This is a genomic window from Acutalibacter sp. 1XD8-36 (assembly GCF_009917525.1).
Taxonomy (GTDB): Bacteria; Bacillota; Clostridia; order Oscillospirales; family Acutalibacteraceae; genus Acutalibacter.
Window position 1 is genome coordinate 1 of record NZ_QZDU01000003.1, and the last position, 21247, is coordinate 21247.

Below are 21247 nucleotides of genomic sequence, written 5' to 3' on the forward strand. Positions count from 1 at the left end.
TGGATATATTTCCATCACAAATGACGGTCATTTTTTTGTGTCTCCTGTTAGCCATATGTAAGGTAACACACGGGAAGCCGGATCGCGGTCAACGCGAAAGCTATCCGCAAGGGCGTTCGTAGTCTGGAGTTCGGTGACGATTTCCAGTTTGTGGACTCGCCTGACATAGCAGCGTCCGCAGACAAGGTGGTAACGCTATATCTGCAGGAGGTCAAGAAATATGGCCTGGACAATGTTGCTCTGCTTACCCCCTACCGCAAAAAGACGGAGACCGGGGCCAACGCACTCAACCTCCGTCTGCGCGACTTGGTGAACCCGCCCGCGCCCGGCAAGCCTGAGGCTGCACATGGCAAGCGGGTATTCCGGGTTGGCGACAGAGTGATGCAAACCAAAAATCTGGGCGAAGTGAACAATGGCGACGTGGGTTATATCAAGGATATATTCCGCGATACCGATGGTACCACTATCCGGGTCAACTTTGGCGGCGGCAGAGAGATGGAGTACGACTCCACTCAGCTTCCCATGCTGGACTTGGGATATGCCTCCACTGTCCACAAGTCCCAGGGCTCGGAGTACCAATCGGTCATTGTCAACCTACAGCGCTCCCACTACATCATGCTGACCCGCCCACTGGTCTATACGGCCATTACCCGGGGTAAGAGCCGGGTGATTCTGGTGGGAGAAAAGCGGGCGCTGTACACTGCCATCAGCCGGACGGACGCGGAAAAGCGCGGCACCTGCCTTGCAAAAAGAATCCGAAATTCATAAAGGAGAGTCGAAAATGAGTGTTCTCACAACCTTCAAGGAGAAGCAGTCTGAGTACAATTCGCGGATTGCGGCGCATATCATCCAGCCCAGAGAAAACCTGGTCCTGCAGGAGCTGAACTACCGTATTTGCGTGCTTGAGACGTTCCAGGCGTTTTCCAAAAGCGCCCCCATGGGCATGAAAGGGGACGCTCTGAGCTATCACTATCAGTTGGTGGATGCCTATGTTAAGTCTGTGCTCAGCGAGCGGCAGTTTGGAGCCAAAACGGATGCCGATGGCAAGAAGCGCCGGGAGGCGGCTCACCAGTCCCTGGAAAAGGTGGTAGAGTCCGGGCGCAAGCAGTTCTCCAGTTTCTCCCCCAGTAAGCCCGAGCAGTACAGCCAAGCGGTTAGCAAGTATATCAACGCGCTGCTGCCGGTCTGGATGCAGTACCGGGACACATACATCAATCTGCAGGAGGTTTTCCAGAATGGAAAGCAATAGTATTCTATACACAATCAATGCCGTGGAAGGCTTCGACCCGACACCCTATGCGGTGGATTATACCGATTTGACCACCAACGAAACCCGCAAGCGCCTGCCTGTTATGGCGCAGATAGCCTGGTTCCGCTTGAGGTATCCAGAGGGGAAAATCTCTGTGCAGGCTAATCCTGGCAAGGACTGCTTCGTGGCGACGGCTAAGGTATACCCCAGTTACAAAGACCCCGCAGACTGCTTTCTGGCAGAGGCCACGGCTTCCCGGGGGTTTTTGGAGGACAAGCCGTCCGTTTCGCCCAGAGAGTGGGCACAGACTGCGGCAGTTGGTATTGCCCTGAGAAATGCGGGCTTTGGCCTGCAGTTCTCCATGGCTGGGGACGAGTTCCCGGACACGGTTTCCGAGGGTGCGCCAATGACTAATGCGGCGGCACCCGCCGAGCCCTATGCCGTTGAGGAACCCACTCCTCCTGAGCTGACCCCGGAGGAAAAGCTGGCGCAGGCCATGAAGGTGCCTTGCCCCATTACCAAGTTCAAAGGCAAGACCCTGGGCGAGGTTCTTCAGCTTGACCCCGGAGCCATAAAGTGGGTCGCGGAGAAGTTCCCCGCAACAGAGAAAGTGGGGGCAGCCGCCCAGCTCATCCGGGACTTTGCTCTGCAGCAGTCTGCATAACATAGGAGGAAATCAAAATGGGTCTTAGAATAAAAGATAATATACCGATAGGTCGGCTTCGTGAGTTCGGGTTTGCGCCCGGCAAAGAGCTTGCGCAAAATCGGATGTTCCAGGGTGAGTTCGAGGGCGCTGCGTATAGTCTGACATGGTGGCACAAATTTGCGTGCGATGGCGGTGAGATCTGCCGGAACGAGAATGAAATTCCCATGGTCCATGCTTGGATTGATACCCGGAACGGAAAAAATTTGCTTTGGTTTGATGTAGCCCCATGCTGTACTTACCACATTGAGATGGAGGAGCTGGATATGGTGACAGAAACTGTCTTTGAGCTTACAAAAGCTGGACTACTGGAGAAAAGCGAGCATAAATACTAAAGAATAGGAACGGGGGTATTTTGCATGGAACGAATCCGTATGACGGACGTGGTGTCCCTGCTGGGCCTGCCCCAGCCCCCTGCCAGCCGGAGATCCTACTATGTCCGCTGCCCCTGCTGTGACGGAGAGCATAACAGGCACCTGAACATCAACCTGAAAAAGGAGGTGTTCCGGTGCGCGAAATGCGGGGTGTCAGGCGGAATTTTTGACCTGTATGCCCTGTTCACCGGCACAGACCGTGACAGGGTATGGCGGGAGCTGACAGAGCGGCTGCGTCTGAACGAGCGGCCCCCGCTGCCGGAGCAGAGAGGTTATCAGCGGCACGCTGATACTGTCCTGGCAGACGCCGGCGCCCGCCACCGTACCTACTCGGCGCTCCTCTCCATGCTGGGGCTGGCGAATGCTCACCGGGATAATCTTCACAGGCGCGGCCTTAGTAACCGTGATATAGCCCAGCTGGGCTACAAGTCCATGCCAATGGTGAACAACTCCGAGCTGGTTCAGCATGTGCTGGAAACCGGCGCTGACCCTCAAGGGGTGCCGGGATTCTTCCGCACGAAAGCCGGATGGTGGTCGTTCGTCCATCAGCGGTCGGGGGTTCTCATTCCGGTCAGAGATATGCGGGGAATGATTCAAGGCTTACAGCTGCGGCTGGATAACACAGAGAACCGGAAATTTCGATGGATTTCCAGCGTGGAGCTGGCAGGCGGCTGTGGGTCGCCTGCCTGGACACACTTGGCCGGAAAGCCGGGTAAGATGGTAGTTCTCACCGAAGGCCCTATGAAAGCCGACGTTATCCATGCCCTCTCCGGGCTGACAGTTCTGGCGGTGCCGGGAGTGAACGCTTTGCAGCGGCTGGAAGAATCCCTGACAGAGCTGCGGGCGCAGGGCGTTCGGGAAATCAAGACGGCGTTTGATATGGACTACATCACCAATTTCCATGTGCAGAGCGCTTACGACAAGCTCATGGCCCTGCTGGGCCGGATGGGGTTCCGGTATGGAACCTATGTCTGGGATTCGAGATATAAGGGGCTGGATGATTTTATCTGGGCTAAGCTGAAAGCAAATCTGGATAGGAATCGTTGACAAACGAGGGGTGACGCATTGCGCCGCCCCTTTGATTATGAAAAATTTGCGTATTTCGGTTGCAAATGCGCACAGTAATGGGTGTAATCCCAGCAAATGAAATCTTTGGAGGTATACTTATGCTAATCGCTATCGACCATGGCAACTACGCCATCAAGACGCCCCGGTTCACCTTTGTGTCCGGTCTGACCGAGCACTCAGTCAAGCCGCCCATGACCGACGAGATTCTGGAATACGGCGGCCGGTTCTGGACACTTTCCAGCAAGCGACTGCCTTATATGCGCGATAAGACCCAAGACGAACGTTTCTTTATCCTGACTCTGTTCGCCATAGCCAAGGAGCTGGAGCGCAAGGGCCAGTATTCGCCCAATGAGCACATCCAGCTGGCAGTGGGCCTGCCGCCCGAGCACTACGGCGGGCTGAAAGAGAAGTTCGCAAACTATTTCAAGCGTAGTGCCCCAGTGCGTTTCAGTTATCGGGACAAACCGTACTCGGCTCTTATCACTCAGGTGATGGTGTTCCCCCAGGCTTTCGCGGCAGTAGTGCCCCAGAGCGGCATGGTGCTTAACACCTCCCGGCTCTTTATCATCGACATCGGCGGCTATACCACGGACGTGCTGCTCCTGCAAAACGGCAAGCCAGACCTGCAGTTCTGCCGGTCTCTGGAGACTGGCGTTATCACCATGAACAACGAGGTCATCCGCAAGGTCAGCTCCCAATACGACATGAAGATTGACGATGAACACATTACCAATGTCTTGCAAGGTAAAGAAAAGTATCTGCCTGATGAAGTGAAAGAGGAGATTTTCACCGCCGCCCGGCACCACGCCAACGACATTCTGAACCAGCTCCGGGAGCTGCAGGTTGACCTGCGCTCCAATCCGGCTGTCTTTATCGGCGGGGGCAGCATCCTCCTGCAGCCATATTTAAGCGGGTCTCCGCTGGCTGGCAAGGCGGAGTTTATCGACTCGCCCAACGCAAACGCTGTGGGCTATGAGATGCTGGGTGAGAAGCAGCTGGCAAGATTGCGGGGGTAGCGTATGCGCAAGAATGGGAAGTACAGGTTCTCTCTCCAATTCCCTGCTGAGACCGAGGAGCAGATACAAGCCGGGGAACTGCTGGAAAGGCTGGGCAACCGAAAGAGCGCCGTCGTGGTGGCGGCGCTGGGGGAGTATTTGGCTGCCCACCCGGCCTTGCTCAGCCCGGAGTGCAGGGTCGAAATCAAGACGGTACAGAGCCTTTCGTCAGACTCACTGAGGGAAATGGTCCGTAATTTGTTGGAAGAACAGCTTGCGGCAACTCCAAAAACGGAGGTAAATACTGAAGATGGTGTGGATTTTAATGGCAAGATAACAGAAATGCTGGATAATTTAGATATGTTTCAGTAAAACACACGATTTCTTTATCGCTTAATCTAAAGAGATTATAAGTGCTCCTTTACAACACTTTCTTTTTGAAAATGAAAGCAGTAAAATTATTGTGCAGTAAGAAATAGCTTTTCTGTATATCTGCTGATACTTCTATTTCGGACTGCTCGCATGAAGGCCGTTCTACAGAAATGTAGCCCGGCCTTTTTGTCTTTTTATATCATTTTGTCCAGGCATACCATTCAGGTGTGTCTGGTTTTTTCGTTCCGCGCTTTGCCCTGATGGTGTGCTCTGGGAGAAAGGAGCGCACCATGCGCGAGAAAAATCAGGAACGAGATGAACTGAGGGCGAGTTTTACGGTTTGGATGAAAACCATAGCTTAGCGGACGAGAAAGAAGTATTTGGCAGCCCGATCCAACGAGGCAAACCGTGTACCTCTGGAAAATGTCCCGGAGGAAAACTTCATTTCAACTGACACACCGGAGACAGCTTTATTTGAAGCAGAGTTTGACTTTGAGGAGGAGACGCTTGCAAAAGCATTTTATCAGCTGCCATACCGGAAGCAAGAGGTGCTGATAAAGATTTTTGTCTTAGATTTGACTCCGGACGAAATTGCCAGGGAATGGGACTGCCAGATCCATAACGTATATAAGCAGCAGTCTTTGGCTCTCAAAAGCCTTCGGGAATTTCTGAAAGAGGGTGAGACGCATGAACCGTGAAGAATTTCGCACGACACTCTCCCTGGCGGTTTCAGGCAATATTGACGCATTGGCTGATTTGACAGAACTCTATATGCCGCTAATCAATAAGTATAGTTATGTCAACGGAAAACTTGACGAGGATCTGCGCCAAAACATTCTCTTGGAGCTAGTGCGGAGCATCTCTCGTTTTGAAATAAAACTTTTGAGTGAAGGGAACATTTCGCGTTACGAATAGCATTTTATCTTTTTGAAAGGCATTTCCCCATGCCCCGAACCTTGACAATCTCATAATCTGACCCGGTACATATCCATGTGGGTGAGCGGCTATCCGTCAGTTTGGCAAGCTGAACAAGAGCACTCATAGGGCAGCGGCACCGCCCCAACGCGATGATGCCCGCAGAGGATATGGGAGAACCGACCACTCCACAGTCCGCCAGCCACGGACATCGGGAAAGATATTTTTCTTTTTTAGTTGCAAGTAATACTCAATCTCTGTGTAATATCAGTGTTAATCAGAACCCAACTAAATAATTCAGAAAACTGTAGCCATAACCGGGCAGCATAGTGTATAATGGAACTCAATGGAGGGCCAAGCCGTGCTACCAGCTTCAGGCTGCAGGGAAAGGAGAAATCATGGCAGCCGAGAATTATCAAAATACCAACGTCTGTCAGGTCTATCAGGAGAAGCGAACCTATTCCGTTCAAGAGGTGGCGGATATGCTGCAAATCAGCAAAAGCAGAGCTTACGCCCTGTGCAAGCAGGCCCAGTTTAAGACCGTTAAGATTGGGAAGTATGTGCGTATCTCTAAAACCTCCTTCGATAACTGGCTTGACAGCGCTGAATAAAAAGGAGCAATCAGCATGGCATCAATTATCAAACGAGGCAAATCATATTCAGTTGTTCATTATGAAGGCGAGGGTAAAGACCGGCATCAAGTCTGGGAATCCGGTTTGAGTTATTCCGCCGCCAAGACCCGCAAGGTGCAGTTAGAGATGGAAGAAGCTAACAACACCCACATCGACCAGAACAACATCACCGTCTGCGAGTTCCTGCATGAGTTTTTGCAGAAGTATGGGGAGAAAAAGTGGGTGGCCTCCACTTACGACGGCAACGTGGGACTGCTGGAGAACTATGTCTACCCCTACCTAGGAGACAAGAAGCTGCGGTCTATCCGCGGTGGATGATTACTACCACTTCCTGCTCACCGAGGCCGAACCTGCTATGAACCCCGGCAGGCCGAAGCGGGAGCACATCTCTCCGTCCACTATCCACGACATCCACAAGGTGCTTCGCTGTGCCTTTAACCAGGCCAAGCACTGGGAACTGATTGCCAAGAACCCATTTCTGGACGCCACTCTGCCTGAACATAAGGAGCGTAAGCGCGGTGCTTGGACCCCGGAACAACTCTATAAGGTTCTGGAGTTCACCGACCGGCCGGAAATCTATGACCGGTTTCTTATCCACTGCGCTATTCACCTGGCCCTGCCCTGCACCATGCGGGGCGGGGAAGTGGGTGGTCTCCAGTGGGACCGGGTATCCATCGAGCACCAAGCCATCTACATCGACAGAGTGATTGACCGGGTTGATAAGAAACTCATCGAGAAGCTATCAAAGATGGACATTATCTACACCTTCCCGAATCTTATGATGGGCACAAGAACCGTCATCGTGCTGAAGCAGCCAAAGACCGAGGGCAGTATCCGCACGGCCTATCTACCGGAAACAGTAGTCCATAAGCTGGAAACCTTGAAACAGCTACAAAACCAGCTCAAGAAAGATTTTGGGGAGGACGGCTATATGGACTACGGGCTGGTGATCTGCCAGGCCAACGGCAGACCGCTGATGACCGAGCACCTAAACAAGCGGTTCAAGGAAGTGCTGGCTGACATGAACGACCCGGATATCGACGTGGATGACATCGTGTTCCACAGTATTCGTCACACCAGCGCCAGCACCAAGTTGGTGCTCTCCGGCGGTGACCTAAAGGCTGTCCAAGGTGACGGCGGGTGGAATACTCCGGATATGGTCACCAAGCGCTATGCCCATATCCTGGACGAGAACCGCCGGATGATAGCGGACAAGATGGAGACGGAGTCCTATGGCAAAAACCGAGAGAAAAACGAGCCCCAAGAGAGTCAAACTGCTCAAGTAGATACTCTCTTAAAGCTCGTTCAAGACAACCCGGATTTGTTGCAACAATTCCTACAGTCCGTCCAGCTTGCTAATAAACCTTAAATTATTAGCAAAGAAATCCGACCGGCAGGAAAATCGTATTAGCAAGTGTGATTGCAAAATCACGAAATCCGCTCCAATCGGGGCCGCTGTATTAGCAAGCTCTTTTGCTAATACAAGGGGATAAGTTACTCCAATCTGCTAATACCAAGGTGAAAGTTATTAGCAGAGGGAAAAGCTAGGAACCCGCATAAAATCTGGGTTTTTTGGCACCCCCTGGGGGAATCGAACCCTCAACCCGCCCTTAGGAGGGGCGTATTATATCCATTTAACTAAGGAGGCTTCTGCTCCACTATTGTACCCTATTTGGGGGCGTTTGTCAAATGAAATTCTTAAAAATCTGAAATTTTTGAAAAATTTACCTTTCTGGGCAAAATACTCCTTTCTTTCTGGGCAGGTATGAGTTATAATAGCCCTAAGCCCGGATTATTTATTTTAGGAGTGATTTCTATGGCAAAGATAATCGGCAGGCCCGCTCTGCCCAATATGCCCTGGCAGGACAAGCCCGCAGGGTATGAGAAACCCGTATGGCGCTATACGGAGAATCCGATTATAAAGCGCGACGCCATCCCCACCTCAAACAGTGTTTTCAACTCCGCGGTGGTGCCCTTCGGGGACAGCTATGCCGGGGTCTTCCGCTGCGATAACAGGGGCGTGGAAATGGATATCTTCGCCGGCTTCTCCAAGGACGGCATTCACTGGGACATAAACCATGAGCCCATCGTGTTCGAGGGGGAGAAGGACGTTATCCGTAAGGAGTATCGCTATGACCCTCGGGTATGCCTTATTGACGGCAAATACTATATCACCTGGTGCAACGGCTACCATGGCCCCACCATCGGCATTGCCTGGACCGAGGACTTTAAGACCTTCCACCAGCTTGAAAACGCCTTTTTGCCCTATAACCGCAACGGCGTGCTGTTCCCCAGGAAGATAAACGGGAACTACGCCATGGTGAGCCGCCCAAGCGACACAGGCCATACCCCATTCGGCGACATATTCTACAGCGAGAGCCCGGACCTCTGCTACTGGGGCCGCCACCGCTGGCTCTTCGGCACCGCCAACGGCTGGCAGAGTAAGAAGGTAGGCCCAGGGCCAACCCCCATTGAGACCGACGAGGGCTGGCTGATGATTTATCACGGGGTGCTCAATTCCTGCAACGGCTTTGTGTACCGCTTCGGCACGGCCCTTTTGGACATTGACCGCCCCTGGATAGTGAAGGAGCGCGGGAGCTTCTATGTGTTTGGCCCCGAGGTGGATTACGAGCTCACCGGCGACGTGCCCAATGTAACCTTCCCCTGCGCCACGCTGACCGACCCCGAGACCGGGCGCATTACCATCTACTACGGCGCCGCGGACACTGTTACAGGCCTTGCCTTTACCACGGTGGACGAGCTGTTTGCCTATATGCGCAAGTACCCCATGGAGGTCGGGGACCAGGAGAACAAGTAAAGCTTTGCCCTATTGGGCTTGACTTTTTTCGACATATATGCTATGCTCTTTATAGAACGCACGTTCTATATTTGAAAGGAGCGTAAGCATATGCCGAAAGACCAGTGCAGGGACTACAGCTATGAGAGCGAGCATTTCATTCTGCGCCAGGTAAAGAAGGAGGACGCGCCAGAGCTGCTCCGGTGCTACAGCGACCCTGCCGCCGTGGAGCTGATGAACAGCGACAACTGCGTGAGCGGGTTTCTCTTTCAGACCCTTGAGGAGATGGAGCGGGCTATCCATTTTTGGAATAACGACGTTTGGGCCTACGCCCGCCCCGCCGTTATAGACAGGGCGTCCGGTGAGGCCGTGGGCACACTGGAGGTATTCGGCGGGGACACAGGGGTGCTCCGGGTGGATTTGCGCCGGGACTACGAGAGGCCGGAAGTGCTTCGGGAGCTCTATACCCTGGCAGTCGAGCGGTTCCCCGGGGATTTCCCCATGGGGGCCATGGTCACGAAGGCTGTGCCTGAGGCCGTAGCAAGGCGCGAGGTGCTGAAGGAGCTGGGGTTCTCAGGTCCTGAGGGGTTCCGGGAGTATGAGGACTACTACCGGAAGGCTTTCCCCACGGTGAGGCGGGAGCTGGGGATAGCCTATTGCGGCCTGGCCTGCTGTATATGCAGCGAAAATGCGGGCTGTCCAGGCTGTAAGCAGAACGGCTGCGCGGCGTATGCCGAGTGCGCGAACTATGGCTGCGTGACTGGGCGGGAACTTGAAGGCTGTTGGGAGTGCAGGGAGTTCCCTTGCGGAAGGGGGCTGCTTCAGAAGCCAAAGGCGCGCGCCTTTGCAGCCTTTGCCAAGGAGCATGGCGTGGAGAGGCTTATGGACTGCCTTGAGAGAAACCAGCGGGCGGGGATAGTCTATCATTATCCCGGGGGATTTACCGGGGATTATGACCTGCCCACAGAGGAGGAGGTACTGGACCTGCTGGAGAACGGCAGGAGGTGACCTCCATGGAAGAAAACAACTGCGGAGGACGCGCCGGGCTTGCGCGTCCTCTTGACTTCTAGCGAAAGGGGGAGGCTATGGTACAGCATATTGACGGCGTGGCTTTTCAGATGGGGGAGCCCTTCGACTTCGGATTCCTCTCGAAATACGGCAGGGTGTTTAAGGTATTTGACGACCAGGACTCCGGTAATATCTGCTTTGGCACAGAGATGGACGGACAGCGGTACTTCGTGAAGTTTGCCGGGGCCCCCACAGCACGGTGCCCGGGTGAGCCGGAGGAGGCTGTTAAGCGGCTCAAGGCCTCGCTGCCGGTATACAAGGACTTGAGCCACCCAAACCTTATCCGGCTGATTGAGGCGGAGGATATGGGCGGGGGCTTTGGGATGGTGTTTCGCTGGGCAGAGGGGGACTGCATGGGCAGGATGTACCAGGAGGAGCACAGGCGCTTTATGGCCCTGCCTATTGGGGGCAGGCTGGAGGTTTTTGACAGGGTGCTGGACTTCCTCGGGCATGTGCACTCCATGGGTTATCTGGCGGTGGATTTTTATGACGGCAGCATTATGTATGATTTTGCCAGCGGCAAAACCACCTTCTGTGATGTGGATTTCTTTGTGAAGAAGCCCTATATTAACACAATGGGCCGCATGTGGGGTAGCTCGAGGTTTATGTCGCCGGAGGAGTTCCGGCTGGGAGCGGAGATAGACGAGGTGACGAATGTGTACACCGCCGGGGCCATGGCCTTTGCCCTCCTGGGCAATTACAGCCGGGAGCAGAAGGACTGGACCCTGGGGGAGGGGCTCTTTAAGCTGGCGCGCAGGGCGGTAAGTGACAACAGGGCCGAAAGGCCCGGGACCATCCGGGAGCTGCGGGAGCTTTGGCAGGAGCAGCTCGAGCTGTACAATAATCAAAAATAATTATTAATTAAATTATAAATTAAACTTAACGGAAAGGAAGACTGATGATATGAGAGAAAAAGCCCTGGCGCTTTTAAGAGAATATAACGGGAGCGAGGACCTTGTAAAGCACGGAATGCAGGTGGAGGCTATAATGCGGTACTATGCCAGGGAGGCCGGGGAGGACCTTGCACCGGAAGGGGCCGAGTATTGGGGCTGCGTAGGGCTGCTCCACGACGTGGACTATGAGAAGTACCCGGAGGAGCACTGCAGGAAGGCCGTTGAAATATTGGAAGCGGCGGGGTATGACGGGGCTTTCATACATGCGGTTGTGAGCCATGGCTATGGGCTTGTCAGCGACGTGAAGCCGGAGCTTTATATGGAAAAGGTGCTGTATACTATTGACGAGCTCAGCGGGCTGATAAACGCCACGGCTATTATGCGGCCATCAAAGTCCGTGATGGATTTGGAGGTAAAGAGCGTGAAGAAGAAATTTAAGGACAAGAAGTTTGCCGCCGGGGTGGACAGGCAGTTAATTTTGGACGGCTGCGAAATGCTCGGCACGGACATAGATACGGTTATCGGACAGTGCATTATGGGTATGCGGGAAAACCATGACGAGATTGGGCTTTAAGGGTGGATAATATGGCAAACAACGACAGCCGCTTTGCGGTGCTCATAGACGCGGACAATGTTTCTGTCAGGTATATAAAGCTTATAATGGACGAGATTTCAAAGGAGGGTATAGCCACCTATAAGCGGATATACGGCGACTGGACCAACCCGGCGCTTATCTCCTGGAAGAGCACATTGCTTGACAACTCCGTGCTGCCCATACAGCAGTACAGCTATACCACCGGGAAGAACTCGACGGACTCGGCAATGATAATCGACGCCATGGACATACTGTATTCCGGCAATGTGGACGGCTTCTGCCTGGTGTCCTCGGACAGCGACTTTACAAGGCTCGCCGCAAGGCTTAGGGAGTCCGGCATGATAGTGGTGGGCATGGGGGAGAGCAAGACGCCCAACTCCTTTATCGCCGCATGCAACTCCTTCAAATATCTGGACATTTTACATGCCGCCGAGGAGGAGGAGCCCGAGGAGCCCCAGAAGCCTGCTGCGAAGAAAAAGCCTGCGGTACAGAAAAAGGCTCCTCAGAAGCCCGTGAAGGCTAAGGAGGAGCCGAAGGAAGAGCCTAAGACCAGCCTCAAAACCATACGGAAGGCCCTTAGGAGCATTGTAAGGGAGAACTCCGACGAGGAGGACTGGATATTTATCGGCAAGGTGGGGAATATCCTTGGAAAGCGGTATCCTGACTTTGACGTGAGGAACTTCGGCTTCTCTAAGCTCACGCCCTTCCTCGACTCCCTGGACATGTTCGAGATAAAGTCTGAGCGCAAGGATAAGGACAGCTCGCCGCAGATGTACGTGCGCCTGAAGTGATATTATAGTTAAATGTTCTTGCTATTGCTTTAGGTCCTGCTTTATCTGGGTGGTGGATATTTCGGGGGTGCGAGGCAGGTAGACAACCTTGCAGTAGTCCTTCAAAAAGTCGAACTTGCCCTCCCAGTCGTCGCCCATTACAAAGGTGTCCACCTTATAGAGCTGCACGTCCGTGACCTTCTGCTCCCAGTTCTCCTCGGGAATCACCAGGTCCACGTAGCGTATCGCCTCAAGGAGCCGCTCCCGCTCCTCGTAGGTGAAGTAGCATTTTTTATTCTTGCTGTTCCAGTTGAATTCATCTGTTGACAGGGCGACTATAAGGTAGTCGCCCAATTCTTTTGCCCTCTTCAGAAGGTTGATATGTCCGTAGTGTATCAGGTCGAAGGTGCCGTAGGTTATTACTCGCTTCATACTGTTATTCTCCTCTCCGGGCGCTCAGCCCTTTGCGTCGTACCAGGTCTTGCCGGCGTTGGCCTCAGCTACCATGGGCACGCTGAGATTTACCGCCTGCTCCATCTCCTCTGTGAGCAGGGCCCGGACCTGCTCCTGTTCATCCTCCGGGCACTCCACTATCAGCTCATCGTGGACCTGGAGTATCATCCGGGCCCGAAGGCCCTCCCGCTCCAGGCGGCGGCTCACCCGAATCATGGCTATCTTGATGATGTCGGCTGCCGCGCCCTGTATGGGCATGTTACGGGCCACGCGCTCGCCGAAGGAGCGCATATTGAAGTTGCTGCTCTTGAGCTCGGGCAGGTACCGGCGCCGCCCGAACATGTCCTCAACATAGCCGCGCTCACGGGCGGAATCGGCCACCTCCTTCATGTAGGCGTCCACGCCGGAGTAGTTGCGCAGGTACTCCTTGATATAGGCGTCGGCCTCCTTCACGCTGACGCCTATATCCTGGGAAAGGGAGTAGGCGCCGATACCGTAGACAATGCCGAAGTTCACGGCCTTGGCCCGGCTGCGAAGCTGGGAGGTGATGAGCTCCTGGGGCATATTGAACACTCTTGCGGCGGTGGAGGCGTGAATGTCGTGGCCTTTTAGGAAATCCTCACGCATAGCCGGGTCGTTGGCCACGTGGGCCAGTACCCTGAGCTCTATCTGGCTGTAGTCCGCGTCCACCAGCACGCCATGCTCGGCTGCGAAGAACTTGCGCAGCTCCCGGCCTATGGGGGTGCGCACGGGGATGTTCTGCATATTCGGCTCGGTGCTGGATATGCGCCCGGTGCGGGTCTCGGTCTGGTTAAAGCTGGAATGTATGCGCCCGTCGGGGCCTATCACCTTAAGGAGCCCGTCGCAGTAGGTGGATTTCAGCTTTGCTACGGTGCGGTAGCGGAGTATCTCGTCAACTACCGGGTTCATGAGCCGCAGAGACTCCAGCACGTCGGCGCTGGTGGACCAGCCGGACTTGGTCTTCTTGCCGTGGGGCAGGCCGAGCTTTTCAAAAAGGGCCTCGCCAAGCTGCTTTGGGGAGTTGATGTTAAAGTCATAGCCCACCTGCTGGATTATAGAGCCATGTAGGGCCTCGACCTCGGCCTGGAGCTTTTCGCCGTACTCCCTGATACTCACGCTGTCCACATAGAAGCCGGTATGCTCCATCTGGGCCAGTACGAAGCTCAGGGGTATCTCGATGTTCTCCAAAAGCTCCTGCTGGTTATTGCCATCTATGGCCTTATGCAGGGCTTCGCAGAGCCCGGGCATTACGGCGGCGCAGTTATACTCCTCCTCCTCAAAGTCCGGCAGAGGCACGGAGTATTCCGCGGCAAGGCGCAGCAGGTCGTAGCCTGAGGCCGAGGGATTCAGAAGGTAGGCGGCAAGGGCCGTGTCCATAGCCACGGACTCTATCCGGCATCCCATGGCAAGGGCCAGCCGGTGCAGGGGCTTGACGTCGTGGGTGTGCTTTTTAATGAGCGGGTTGGTGAAGAAGGCCAGCAGAAAGGCGCTGTCGGGAGTTACGCGCCAGAGGATGTCCTTATGGGCGAATACAATGGACTCTAGCTCCCCGGACTTCCCCCACTGGCAGAAGAAATAGGCGGCTCCCGCGTCCTCAAGTCTTGCCAGCATGGGCGCGCCGTCGGGAAGCTCTATGGTTTCGGGACGTCCGGCAGTTGCCGCGGCCTTCTGCACGGGGGCGGCGGTGAGGCCAAATTTCTCTATAAGTGAGAAGAGCTCAAGGCGGACCATCGCGGCCCCGGCGCGCTGGGGGTCCCCGGAGGTGGGAATGTATTTTTCAAGCTCCGTATCAATAGGGGCGTCCCGGCGGATGGTGCCGAGCTCGTAGCTCATAAAGGCGTTTTCCCTTGAGGCCTCGAGCTTTTTGCGGGCGGCGGGCTTCATCTCCGGGTCGTCAAGACTGTTGTAAATGTTCGTGAGGGAGCCGTACTTCTGGACCAGCTCCCCGGCGCCTTTTGGTCCTATGCCGGCGACTCCCGGTATGCAGTCGGAGCTGTCCCCCTGGATGGCCTTCAGGTCTATCATCTGAATGGGGGTGACGCCGTACTCCTCCATTATCTTTGCCTCGTCGTATACGGTCACCTGGGGCTGGCCGAACTTGGTACTCATAAGCCGGATGGTGGTGGCGGGGGAGACAAGCTGCAGGCTGTCCCGGTCGCCGGTGGCTATGACGCAGGAATTGCCCTCCCGCTCACAGGCGGCTGAGAGGGTGCCCAGGATGTCGTCGGCCTCCCAGCCCTCGCAGGTGACTATGCGGTAGCCAAGGTCCTGTAAAAGCTGCTGCAGAACAGGGAGCTGCTGGGCAAGCTCATCGGGCATGCCCTTGCGGTTTGACTTATAGCCGGCATACTGCCTGTGCCGGAAGGTAGGGGCGCGCATGTCGAAGGCGATGGCTACGGCGTCGGGCGAGGTTTCGTCGTAGATTTTGCGGAACATGGTGAGGAAGCCGTAAATGCCGTTGGTGAAGTCGCCGGACTTGGTGGAGAGGAGCTTAATGCCGAAAAAAGCCCGGTTAAGAATGCTGTTGCCGTCTAAAACCAGTAGTTTCATGAGGATACTCCTTTTGGGAAAATAGCGCGGTCCAGGTGCGCCAGGCACCTGGCAGGGTTCTTAGGGGCGGCGCCCCTAAGCTGCCGGAGGCCGTAAATATACCTATACAAAGAAACCCCGGAGTGCCGTCTCCGGGGTGAAGCCTTGCGCTTTACAAGTATATTTTAACACATATAAGCCCAAAATGCAAGGATAATTTTGGCAGTTTACTCCTCCTGTAGAGAGGAAATATACACATCCTGAATGAGCCTATCAAGGTCCTCCATTGTGCAGAGCTCCCCGGAGCGCCGCCTGAACTCCGCAGCCCCGCGCATACCCTTTAAATACCAGCCCACGTGCTTGCGGGCCTCCAGCATGGCGCGGCGCTCGGTCTTGTATTCGCACATCATGGCGATATGCCTGCGCATGGTCAACAGGCGCTGGCTAAGGGGCGGGGGCGGCATGATAAGGCCCGAGTCCCGGATATGGGCGTTGACGTCCCGGAATATCCACGGATTGCCAAGGGCCGCGCGGCCTATCATGAGCAGGTCGCAGCCGGTCTCGGAGAGCATACGGCTGGCTGAGAGGGGGTCTATAACGTCGCCGTTGCCTATTACCGGGACGGACACGGCATCCTTGACGGCCTTTATCACAGCCCAGTCGGCTGAGCCTGAGTAGAACTGCTCCCGGGTGCGGGCGTGGACGGCAATGGCGTCGGCCCCGGCCTCTTCACATATCCTTGCGACCTTTACGGCGTTTATGTGGTCCTTATCCCAGCCGGCGCGGAGCTTCACTGTTACGGGCAGGCCAGCCGCCTTAACAGCCCGGACTATCTCTCCGCACCTCTCGGGGTCCTTTAAGAGGGCGCTGCCCGCGCCCGAGCCCACTATCTTCGGGACTGGGCAGCCCATGTTTATGTCAAGGCCGGCGGGGGAGAACCGGGACATCCTCTCTGCGGCCCGGCCCATACAGCCTGGGTCGTCGCCGAATATTTGGATGAACACCGGGCCCTCGTCGTGGGTGAGGTCCGCAAGCTCAAGGCTCTTGCGGTCGTTAAAGTCCAGGGCCCGGGAGCTTATCATCTCGGTGACGGTATATGCCGCGCCGATGTCCTCGCATATGCGCCGGAAGGCGGCGTCGGTGACCCCTGCCATGGGGGCCAGTGCCACCGGGCCGTTTATCTCTATGCTTCCTATCTTCAATGGGATACCTCCTATTTCAGGACCTTTGAGAACACCATCTGAGATGACTGGGAGAATTTGAGCCCGGCCTGGCGGGTATAGTCCTGCTCCTCGATGGTGAGGCCGTAGCTGGGCAGGAACTCCTCAAGGAAGTGGTCGGCCTCGGGAAGGTTCATGTCCCGGATGTTCTGGATGATGGTGCCCTCGGCCTTGCTGAAATCCAGGTTGCCGCTCTGACGCTCCTCAACACATTTTATCACGGCTGAGATACGGTCCGCGGCCTTTAGGAGGGGCTTTAGGTCCTGGTCGCCGGGGGCGCTCATGGTCATTATCTCCCTGTAGGCGGGGCGAAGGTCCTCGGGGAGCATGGAGACAAGGTGCTCCACAGCCAGGTCCTCCACCTCGGCGTATGCCTTCCTTATCTCCTCCGAGTGGTATTTTACGGGGGTGGGCATATCGCCGGTGATAATCTCAGAGGCGTCATGCAGCAGGGCCAGGGCGGCGGCGCGCTGGGGGTCGTAGCTTCTGCCGAAGCGCGTATTGCCTATGACGGCCAGGGCGTGGGCGATTATCGCCGTCTCTAAAGAGTGCTCGGAGAGATTCTCGCTGCGGGTGTTGCGCATGAGGCCCCAGCGGTTTATATACTTCATGCGGGAGAGCATGGCGAAAAAATGATACATTTTCAGAGGCTCCTTCATCTTTTTCTGCTTTCTTCTTCCTTTGGGCAGGTGTATTAGGCATATACTATTATACTATTTTGCAGAGCCATGTCAATGCGTGTTATATGAAGTCAGTAAAAAAGGCTTCCCCCGGGAGGGAGATTGTGGTATAATATAAAAATAAAATATGAAATTACTTCGGGGTTGATACTATGGCGATACAGACCGCGCGAAAGACCGGATGGCGGGATAACTATTTTCTAAAGGCTTTTCTGTTGGGGCTGGGGCTCTCCTTTACCATATTCCTGCCGTTTATACTGGTGGACGGCGGGCGCTTCCTGTTTTACGGTGACTTCAACGTGCAGCAGGTGCCCTTCTACCGCCTGGCCCACGACGCCATACGCTCAGGCAGCTGGGGCTGGAACAGCCGCACGGACTTGGGGGCAAACTTCATAGGCTCATACTCTTTTTACCTTCTGGGCAGCCCCTTCTTCTGGCTGACAATACCCTTCCCCTCGGAGTGGGTGCAGTATTTTATGGGCCCGTTGCTCATACTGAAATTTGCCTGCGCTACATTGACCGGCTACATCTATATACACCGCTATACAAAGAGCGGCGACTCGGCGCTTATAGGAGCGGTGCTCTACGCCTTCTCGGGCTTTTCGGTGTATAATGTGTTCTTTAACCATTTCCATGAGGCCATAGTATTCTTCCCCCTTTTGCTGAGCGCCTTGGACGAGTATATGTACAGGCGGCGCAGGGGGGTGTTTGCCCTGGCGGTATTCGCCTGCTGCCTTGTGAACTATTATTTCTTTGTGGGCATGGTAACCTTTACTCTAATATACTTCTTCCTGCGGCTTATCTGCGGGAGCTGGCGGATATCCGTGCGCGATTTCCTGCTGCTGGGGCTGGAGGCCGTGCTGGGGGTGGCGCTGTCTGGGGTGCTGCTGGTGCCGTCCGTGCTGGCGGTGATACAGAATAACCGGGTATCGAACCCCATAAACGGCTGGAACGGAGTGCTCTATAACCGCAACCAGAGGTACATGCACATAATCGAGTGCTTCTTCTTCCCGCCGGACCTTCCAGCAAGGCCGAACTTTACACCGGACTCCGAGTCAAAGTGGTCCTCATTAGGGGCCTGGCTGCCACTCTTTGGGATGACCGGTGTTATCGGCTGGCTCCAGCTTCGGCGGAAGCACTGGCTGAAGAAAATGCTGTGGGTGCTGTTTACCATGGCATTAGTACCGTTTTTAAACGCCTCCTTCCAGCTGATGAACTCGGCGTATTACGCCAGATGGTTTTATATGCTCACGCTGATGATGTCCCTGGCGACGGTGCTGGCCCTTGAGAATGAGAGGGTGAACTGGCGCAGGGCTGTTGTATGGAATTTCACTATTGTGACAGCCATAGCGGGGGTGATAGGCTTTATGCCCGCAAAGGAGAACGTGGACGGCGTTGAGAGCTGGTCATGGGGGCTGATGGACTACCCCACCCGATTCTGGAGCTATGTGGCTGTCTCCCTTATATGCCTGGGGCTGGTGGTGTACCTGTTCATGTTCTGCAAGAGCCGCAAGGCCTTTAAGAGGGGGGCCTTCGGCTGCCTGTCCGTTGTGACGGTGCTCTACTCCATCTACTTTATATCCCTTGGCAAGACCCAGTCGGACTATACCTGGGACCACCTGATACCCTATCAGCTTAACGGCGGCGTAAACGTGCCGCTGACGGACCTGCAGGTCTGCCGCTCGGATTTTTATGAGTCCATAGACAACGCGGCGATGTTCTGGCAGATACCCAGTATCCAGGCCTTCCACAGCATTGTGCCCGGGTCGGTGATGGAGTTCTATGATTCTATAGGTGTGCAGCGGGACGTGGGCTCGCGGCCCAAAGTGAGCCACTACGGTATAAGGGGCCTGCTCTCCGTGCACTGGCTCTTTGACGACGACTCCGACGGGGAGTATTTCGCCGGCAGGGAGATGGACGAGACCTCCATGCCCGGCTGGGCGTATTACGGCAATGCCAACGGATATGATATATGGGAGAACGAATTCTATGTGCCCATGGGCTTTACCTATGAGTACTATCTCCCAAGAAGCGAGTATGAGGAGATGTCAAAGGGCAGCGACACCGCTGTGGGGCATAGGGAGCTCTCCATGCTCCGGGCGCTTGTAGTTGAGGATGAGGATGTGCCGAAGGTGGAGGGGCTTTTGGAGCTGCTGCCGGAGGATATGCGGCACTTCAGCGAGCGGGGGTATATGGACGACTGCCTGGAGCGGGCCGCGGAAGCCTGTAAGGACTTCGGGTACAGCAGCTCGGGTTTCTCGGCGGAAATAGACACCCGGGGGGACGAGATGGTGTTCTTCAGCGTGCCATATGAGCCGGGCTGGAGCGCCAGGGTAAATGGCCAGGAGGCAGAGATACTGAGGGTGAACGTGGGCTTTATGGCCGTGGCCGTGCCCGGCGGGGAGAGCGTCAGGATAGACTTTACCTATGAGACCCCGGGGCTTGCCCTTGGGCTGGCCCTGAGCATACTGGCCCTGATGGGTATAATCGCCTATTTCTCCATACTGAAGAGAATGCCGGAGCGCGGCGGGCCAAAGTACCCGAAGCTCATGCGGTCGGGGAACGTCCCGGGCTGGGCCAAGAAGAACGGCGTGGCGGCACAGAGGCCCATAAGATTGAGGCGCAAGCCAAAGCGGGCGCCGGCGCTGCCTCCCAGGGCACCGGCACGGCCTGTGCGCCCGGAGCCGCCGAAGGAGCAGGAGGAGAAGAGAGAGCAGGCACCAAAAAGGCTGCAGCCAAGGCCCTGGCCCCAGTTCGACGGGCCGGAGCACGGGGAGGCCCCTGAGACTGAGCAGAAGGAGGACAACGAAGAATGAGCCCTACAGTATATTTCGTAATACCCTGCTATAACGAGGAGGAGGTGCTGCCGGAGACCGTGCGGCGGCTGACGGAGAAGCTGCGTTCGATGGAGGAGAGCGGCCTTGCCGGCAGTAAGAGCCGTATGCTTCTGGTGGACGACGGCAGCAAGGACAGTACCTGGGAAATAATCTCCGGGATGAACAGGGAAAACCCCTATGTCGAGGGGGTGAAGCTGGCGCATAACAGGGGGCACCAGAACGCCCTGCTCTGCGGGCTGATGACCGCCAAGGAATACTGCGATTGCGCCATAAGCCTGGACGCCGACCTGCAGGACGATGTGGACGCTCTGGACAGGTTTGTGGAGAAATATCTTGAGGGCTGCGACGTTGTGTACGGAGTGAGGAACAAGCGGGAGACGGACACATGGTTTAAGCGCACCACGGCGGAGGGCTTCTATAAAGCCATGAAGCTTTTGGGGGTGGATATTGTCTTTAACCATGCGGACTACAGGCTTATGAGCAAAAGGGCGCTGGAGGGCCTTGGGGAGTACAGGGAGGTGAACCTGTTTTTAAGGGGCATTGTGCCCCTTATAGGCTACCGCAGCGACTATGTGTATTATGACAGGCACGAGAGGTTTGCGGGGGAGTCTAAGTACCCCTTAAAGAAGATGATAGCCCTGGCTCTGGACGGCATTTCAAGCTTCAGCGTGAAGCCACTGAAGCTTATCTCAAACTTCGGGATACTGGTGTCGGTGCTCAGCGTGTTCGGGCTCCTGTATGCGCTGATATCCTATTTCGCAGGGCTCGCCGTGTCCGGCTGGACGGCTATTGTCTGCTCCATATGGCTTTTGGGCGGGCTTCAGATGCTGTGCCTTGGAGTTGTGGGCGGGTATATCGGCAAGATATACAGCGAGGTGAAGGCGAGGCCCAGGTACAGGGTAGAGGAGCATTTGAGAAATACTGAGAAACCCCTTGACAAAGGGGAGTAAATGGTGTAAAATATTTGAGGAAAAGAAAGAGGGAGGTACTTCTTCCCCACCCCTGGCGCTTTCATGCGCCATAGGTCAATACGGTATGAAGGCCCTGCTTTCGGGCCCTTATGTAATGTGTTGATT

General features: G+C 55.2%; 23 protein-coding genes and 1 tRNA gene. 19 read left to right on the forward strand and 5 right to left on the reverse strand.

Annotation, left to right across the window (positions count from 1 at the left end):
- The first annotated feature begins 150 nt into the window (after window positions 1-150).
- From D5270_RS06510 to D5270_RS06560, 12 genes are all read left to right on the forward strand, one after another.
- Complete coding sequence (locus tag D5270_RS06510) at window positions 151-768, forward strand: ATP-dependent DNA helicase (RefSeq protein ID WP_166543342.1); 618 nt, start codon at window positions 151-153, stop codon at window positions 766-768.
- 13 nt (window positions 769-781) lie between these two features.
- Window positions 782-1249 carry a hypothetical protein gene (locus D5270_RS06515; RefSeq protein ID WP_166543343.1) on the forward strand — a complete coding sequence of 156 codons (468 nt, stop codon included), beginning with the start codon at window positions 782-784 and terminating at the stop codon, window positions 1247-1249.
- Window positions 1236-1913, forward strand: coding sequence for a hypothetical protein (locus tag D5270_RS06520; protein WP_166543344.1), 678 nt, complete (start codon window positions 1236-1238; stop codon window positions 1911-1913). The genes D5270_RS06515 and D5270_RS06520 overlap by 14 nt, the downstream gene beginning before the upstream one ends.
- 17 nt (window positions 1914-1930) lie before the next feature.
- A complete protein-coding gene (locus D5270_RS06525; RefSeq protein WP_166543345.1) occupies window positions 1931-2287 on the forward strand; it encodes a hypothetical protein in 357 nt (118 codons plus the stop codon).
- Between the two features lie 24 nt (window positions 2288-2311).
- A complete protein-coding gene (locus D5270_RS06530; protein WP_166543346.1) occupies window positions 2312-3373 on the forward strand; it encodes a DUF3854 domain-containing protein in 1062 nt (353 codons plus the stop codon).
- A 119-nt stretch (window positions 3374-3492) separates the two neighbouring features.
- Complete coding sequence (locus tag D5270_RS06535; protein ID WP_166543347.1) at window positions 3493-4410, forward strand: ParM/StbA family protein; 918 nt, start codon at window positions 3493-3495, stop codon at window positions 4408-4410.
- A gap of 3 nt (window positions 4411-4413) precedes the next feature.
- Entirely contained in the window at window positions 4414-4761 is a 348-nt protein-coding gene (locus D5270_RS06540) for a hypothetical protein (protein ID WP_166543348.1), read from the forward strand.
- Between the two features lie 380 nt (window positions 4762-5141).
- A complete protein-coding gene (locus tag D5270_RS06545; protein ID WP_166543349.1) occupies window positions 5142-5459 on the forward strand; it encodes an RNA polymerase sigma factor in 318 nt (105 codons plus the stop codon).
- Window positions 5449-5676 (forward strand): helix-turn-helix domain-containing protein, encoded by a 228-nt coding sequence (locus D5270_RS06550; protein ID WP_166543350.1) that lies wholly within the window; start codon window positions 5449-5451, stop codon window positions 5674-5676. The genes D5270_RS06545 and D5270_RS06550 overlap by 11 nt, the downstream gene beginning before the upstream one ends.
- Window positions 5677-6074: 398 nt before the next feature.
- Window positions 6075-6287 carry a helix-turn-helix domain-containing protein gene (locus D5270_RS06555; RefSeq protein ID WP_166543351.1) on the forward strand — a complete coding sequence of 71 codons (213 nt, stop codon included), beginning with the start codon at window positions 6075-6077 and terminating at the stop codon, window positions 6285-6287.
- A gap of 105 nt (window positions 6288-6392) precedes the next feature.
- Window positions 6393-6626, forward strand: coding sequence for a hypothetical protein (locus D5270_RS16720; RefSeq protein ID WP_243150238.1), 234 nt, complete (start codon window positions 6393-6395; stop codon window positions 6624-6626).
- Window positions 6619-7677, forward strand: a complete 1059-nt coding sequence (locus D5270_RS06560; RefSeq protein ID WP_330587420.1) for a tyrosine-type recombinase/integrase — start codon at window positions 6619-6621, stop codon at window positions 7675-7677. The genes D5270_RS16720 and D5270_RS06560 overlap by 8 nt, the downstream gene beginning before the upstream one ends.
- A gap of 204 nt (window positions 7678-7881) precedes the next feature.
- Here D5270_RS06560 and D5270_RS06565 read toward each other — a convergent pair.
- Window positions 7882-7956: transfer RNA gene (locus D5270_RS06565), tRNA-Arg, on the reverse strand.
- A 168-nt stretch (window positions 7957-8124) separates the two neighbouring features.
- Between D5270_RS06565 and D5270_RS06570 the strand changes: the two genes are divergently transcribed.
- From D5270_RS06570 to D5270_RS06590, 5 genes are all read left to right on the forward strand, one after another.
- A complete protein-coding gene (locus tag D5270_RS06570) occupies window positions 8125-9126 on the forward strand; it encodes a glycoside hydrolase family 130 protein (protein ID WP_166543352.1) in 1002 nt (333 codons plus the stop codon).
- Window positions 9127-9216: 90 nt separating this feature from the next.
- Window positions 9217-10113, forward strand: coding sequence for a DUF3795 domain-containing protein (locus tag D5270_RS16585; RefSeq protein WP_207709318.1), 897 nt, complete (start codon window positions 9217-9219; stop codon window positions 10111-10113).
- Window positions 10114-10190: 77 nt separating this feature from the next.
- Entirely contained in the window at window positions 10191-11027 is an 837-nt protein-coding gene (locus D5270_RS06580) for a serine/threonine protein kinase (RefSeq protein WP_207709319.1), read from the forward strand.
- A gap of 49 nt (window positions 11028-11076) precedes the next feature.
- A complete protein-coding gene (locus D5270_RS06585) occupies window positions 11077-11640 on the forward strand; it encodes a hydrolase (RefSeq protein ID WP_166543353.1) in 564 nt (187 codons plus the stop codon).
- Between the two features lie 11 nt (window positions 11641-11651).
- Window positions 11652-12452 (forward strand): NYN domain-containing protein, encoded by an 801-nt coding sequence (locus D5270_RS06590; RefSeq protein ID WP_166543354.1) that lies wholly within the window; start codon window positions 11652-11654, stop codon window positions 12450-12452.
- 21 nt (window positions 12453-12473) lie between these two features.
- On the opposite strand, the gene tagD is transcribed toward D5270_RS06590, so the two are convergent.
- The 4 genes from tagD to yfbR form a co-directional block, all read right to left on the reverse strand.
- Window positions 12474-12863 (reverse strand): glycerol-3-phosphate cytidylyltransferase, encoded by a 390-nt coding sequence (gene tagD / locus D5270_RS06595; protein ID WP_166543355.1) that lies wholly within the window; start codon window positions 12861-12863, stop codon window positions 12474-12476.
- Between the two features lie 24 nt (window positions 12864-12887).
- Window positions 12888-15455, reverse strand: a complete 2568-nt coding sequence (gene polA / locus D5270_RS06600; protein ID WP_166543356.1) for a DNA polymerase I — start codon at window positions 15453-15455, stop codon at window positions 12888-12890.
- Between the two features lie 206 nt (window positions 15456-15661).
- Window positions 15662-16636 carry a tRNA dihydrouridine synthase DusB gene (gene dusB / locus D5270_RS06605; protein ID WP_166543357.1) on the reverse strand — a complete coding sequence of 325 codons (975 nt, stop codon included), beginning with the start codon at window positions 16634-16636 and terminating at the stop codon, window positions 15662-15664.
- 11 nt (window positions 16637-16647) lie between these two features.
- Window positions 16648-17295, reverse strand: coding sequence for a 5'-deoxynucleotidase (gene yfbR / locus D5270_RS06610; protein WP_166543358.1), 648 nt, complete (start codon window positions 17293-17295; stop codon window positions 16648-16650).
- Window positions 17296-17486: 191 nt separating this feature from the next.
- Between yfbR and D5270_RS06615 the strand changes: the two genes are divergently transcribed.
- Both D5270_RS06615 and D5270_RS06620 read left to right on the forward strand, forming a co-directional pair.
- Window positions 17487-20150, forward strand: coding sequence for a YfhO family protein (locus D5270_RS06615; RefSeq protein ID WP_166543359.1), 2664 nt, complete (start codon window positions 17487-17489; stop codon window positions 20148-20150).
- Window positions 20147-21121, forward strand: a complete 975-nt coding sequence (locus D5270_RS06620; RefSeq protein ID WP_166543360.1) for a glycosyltransferase family 2 protein — start codon at window positions 20147-20149, stop codon at window positions 21119-21121. The genes D5270_RS06615 and D5270_RS06620 overlap by 4 nt, the downstream gene beginning before the upstream one ends.
- Window positions 21122-21247: the final 126 nt, after the last annotated feature.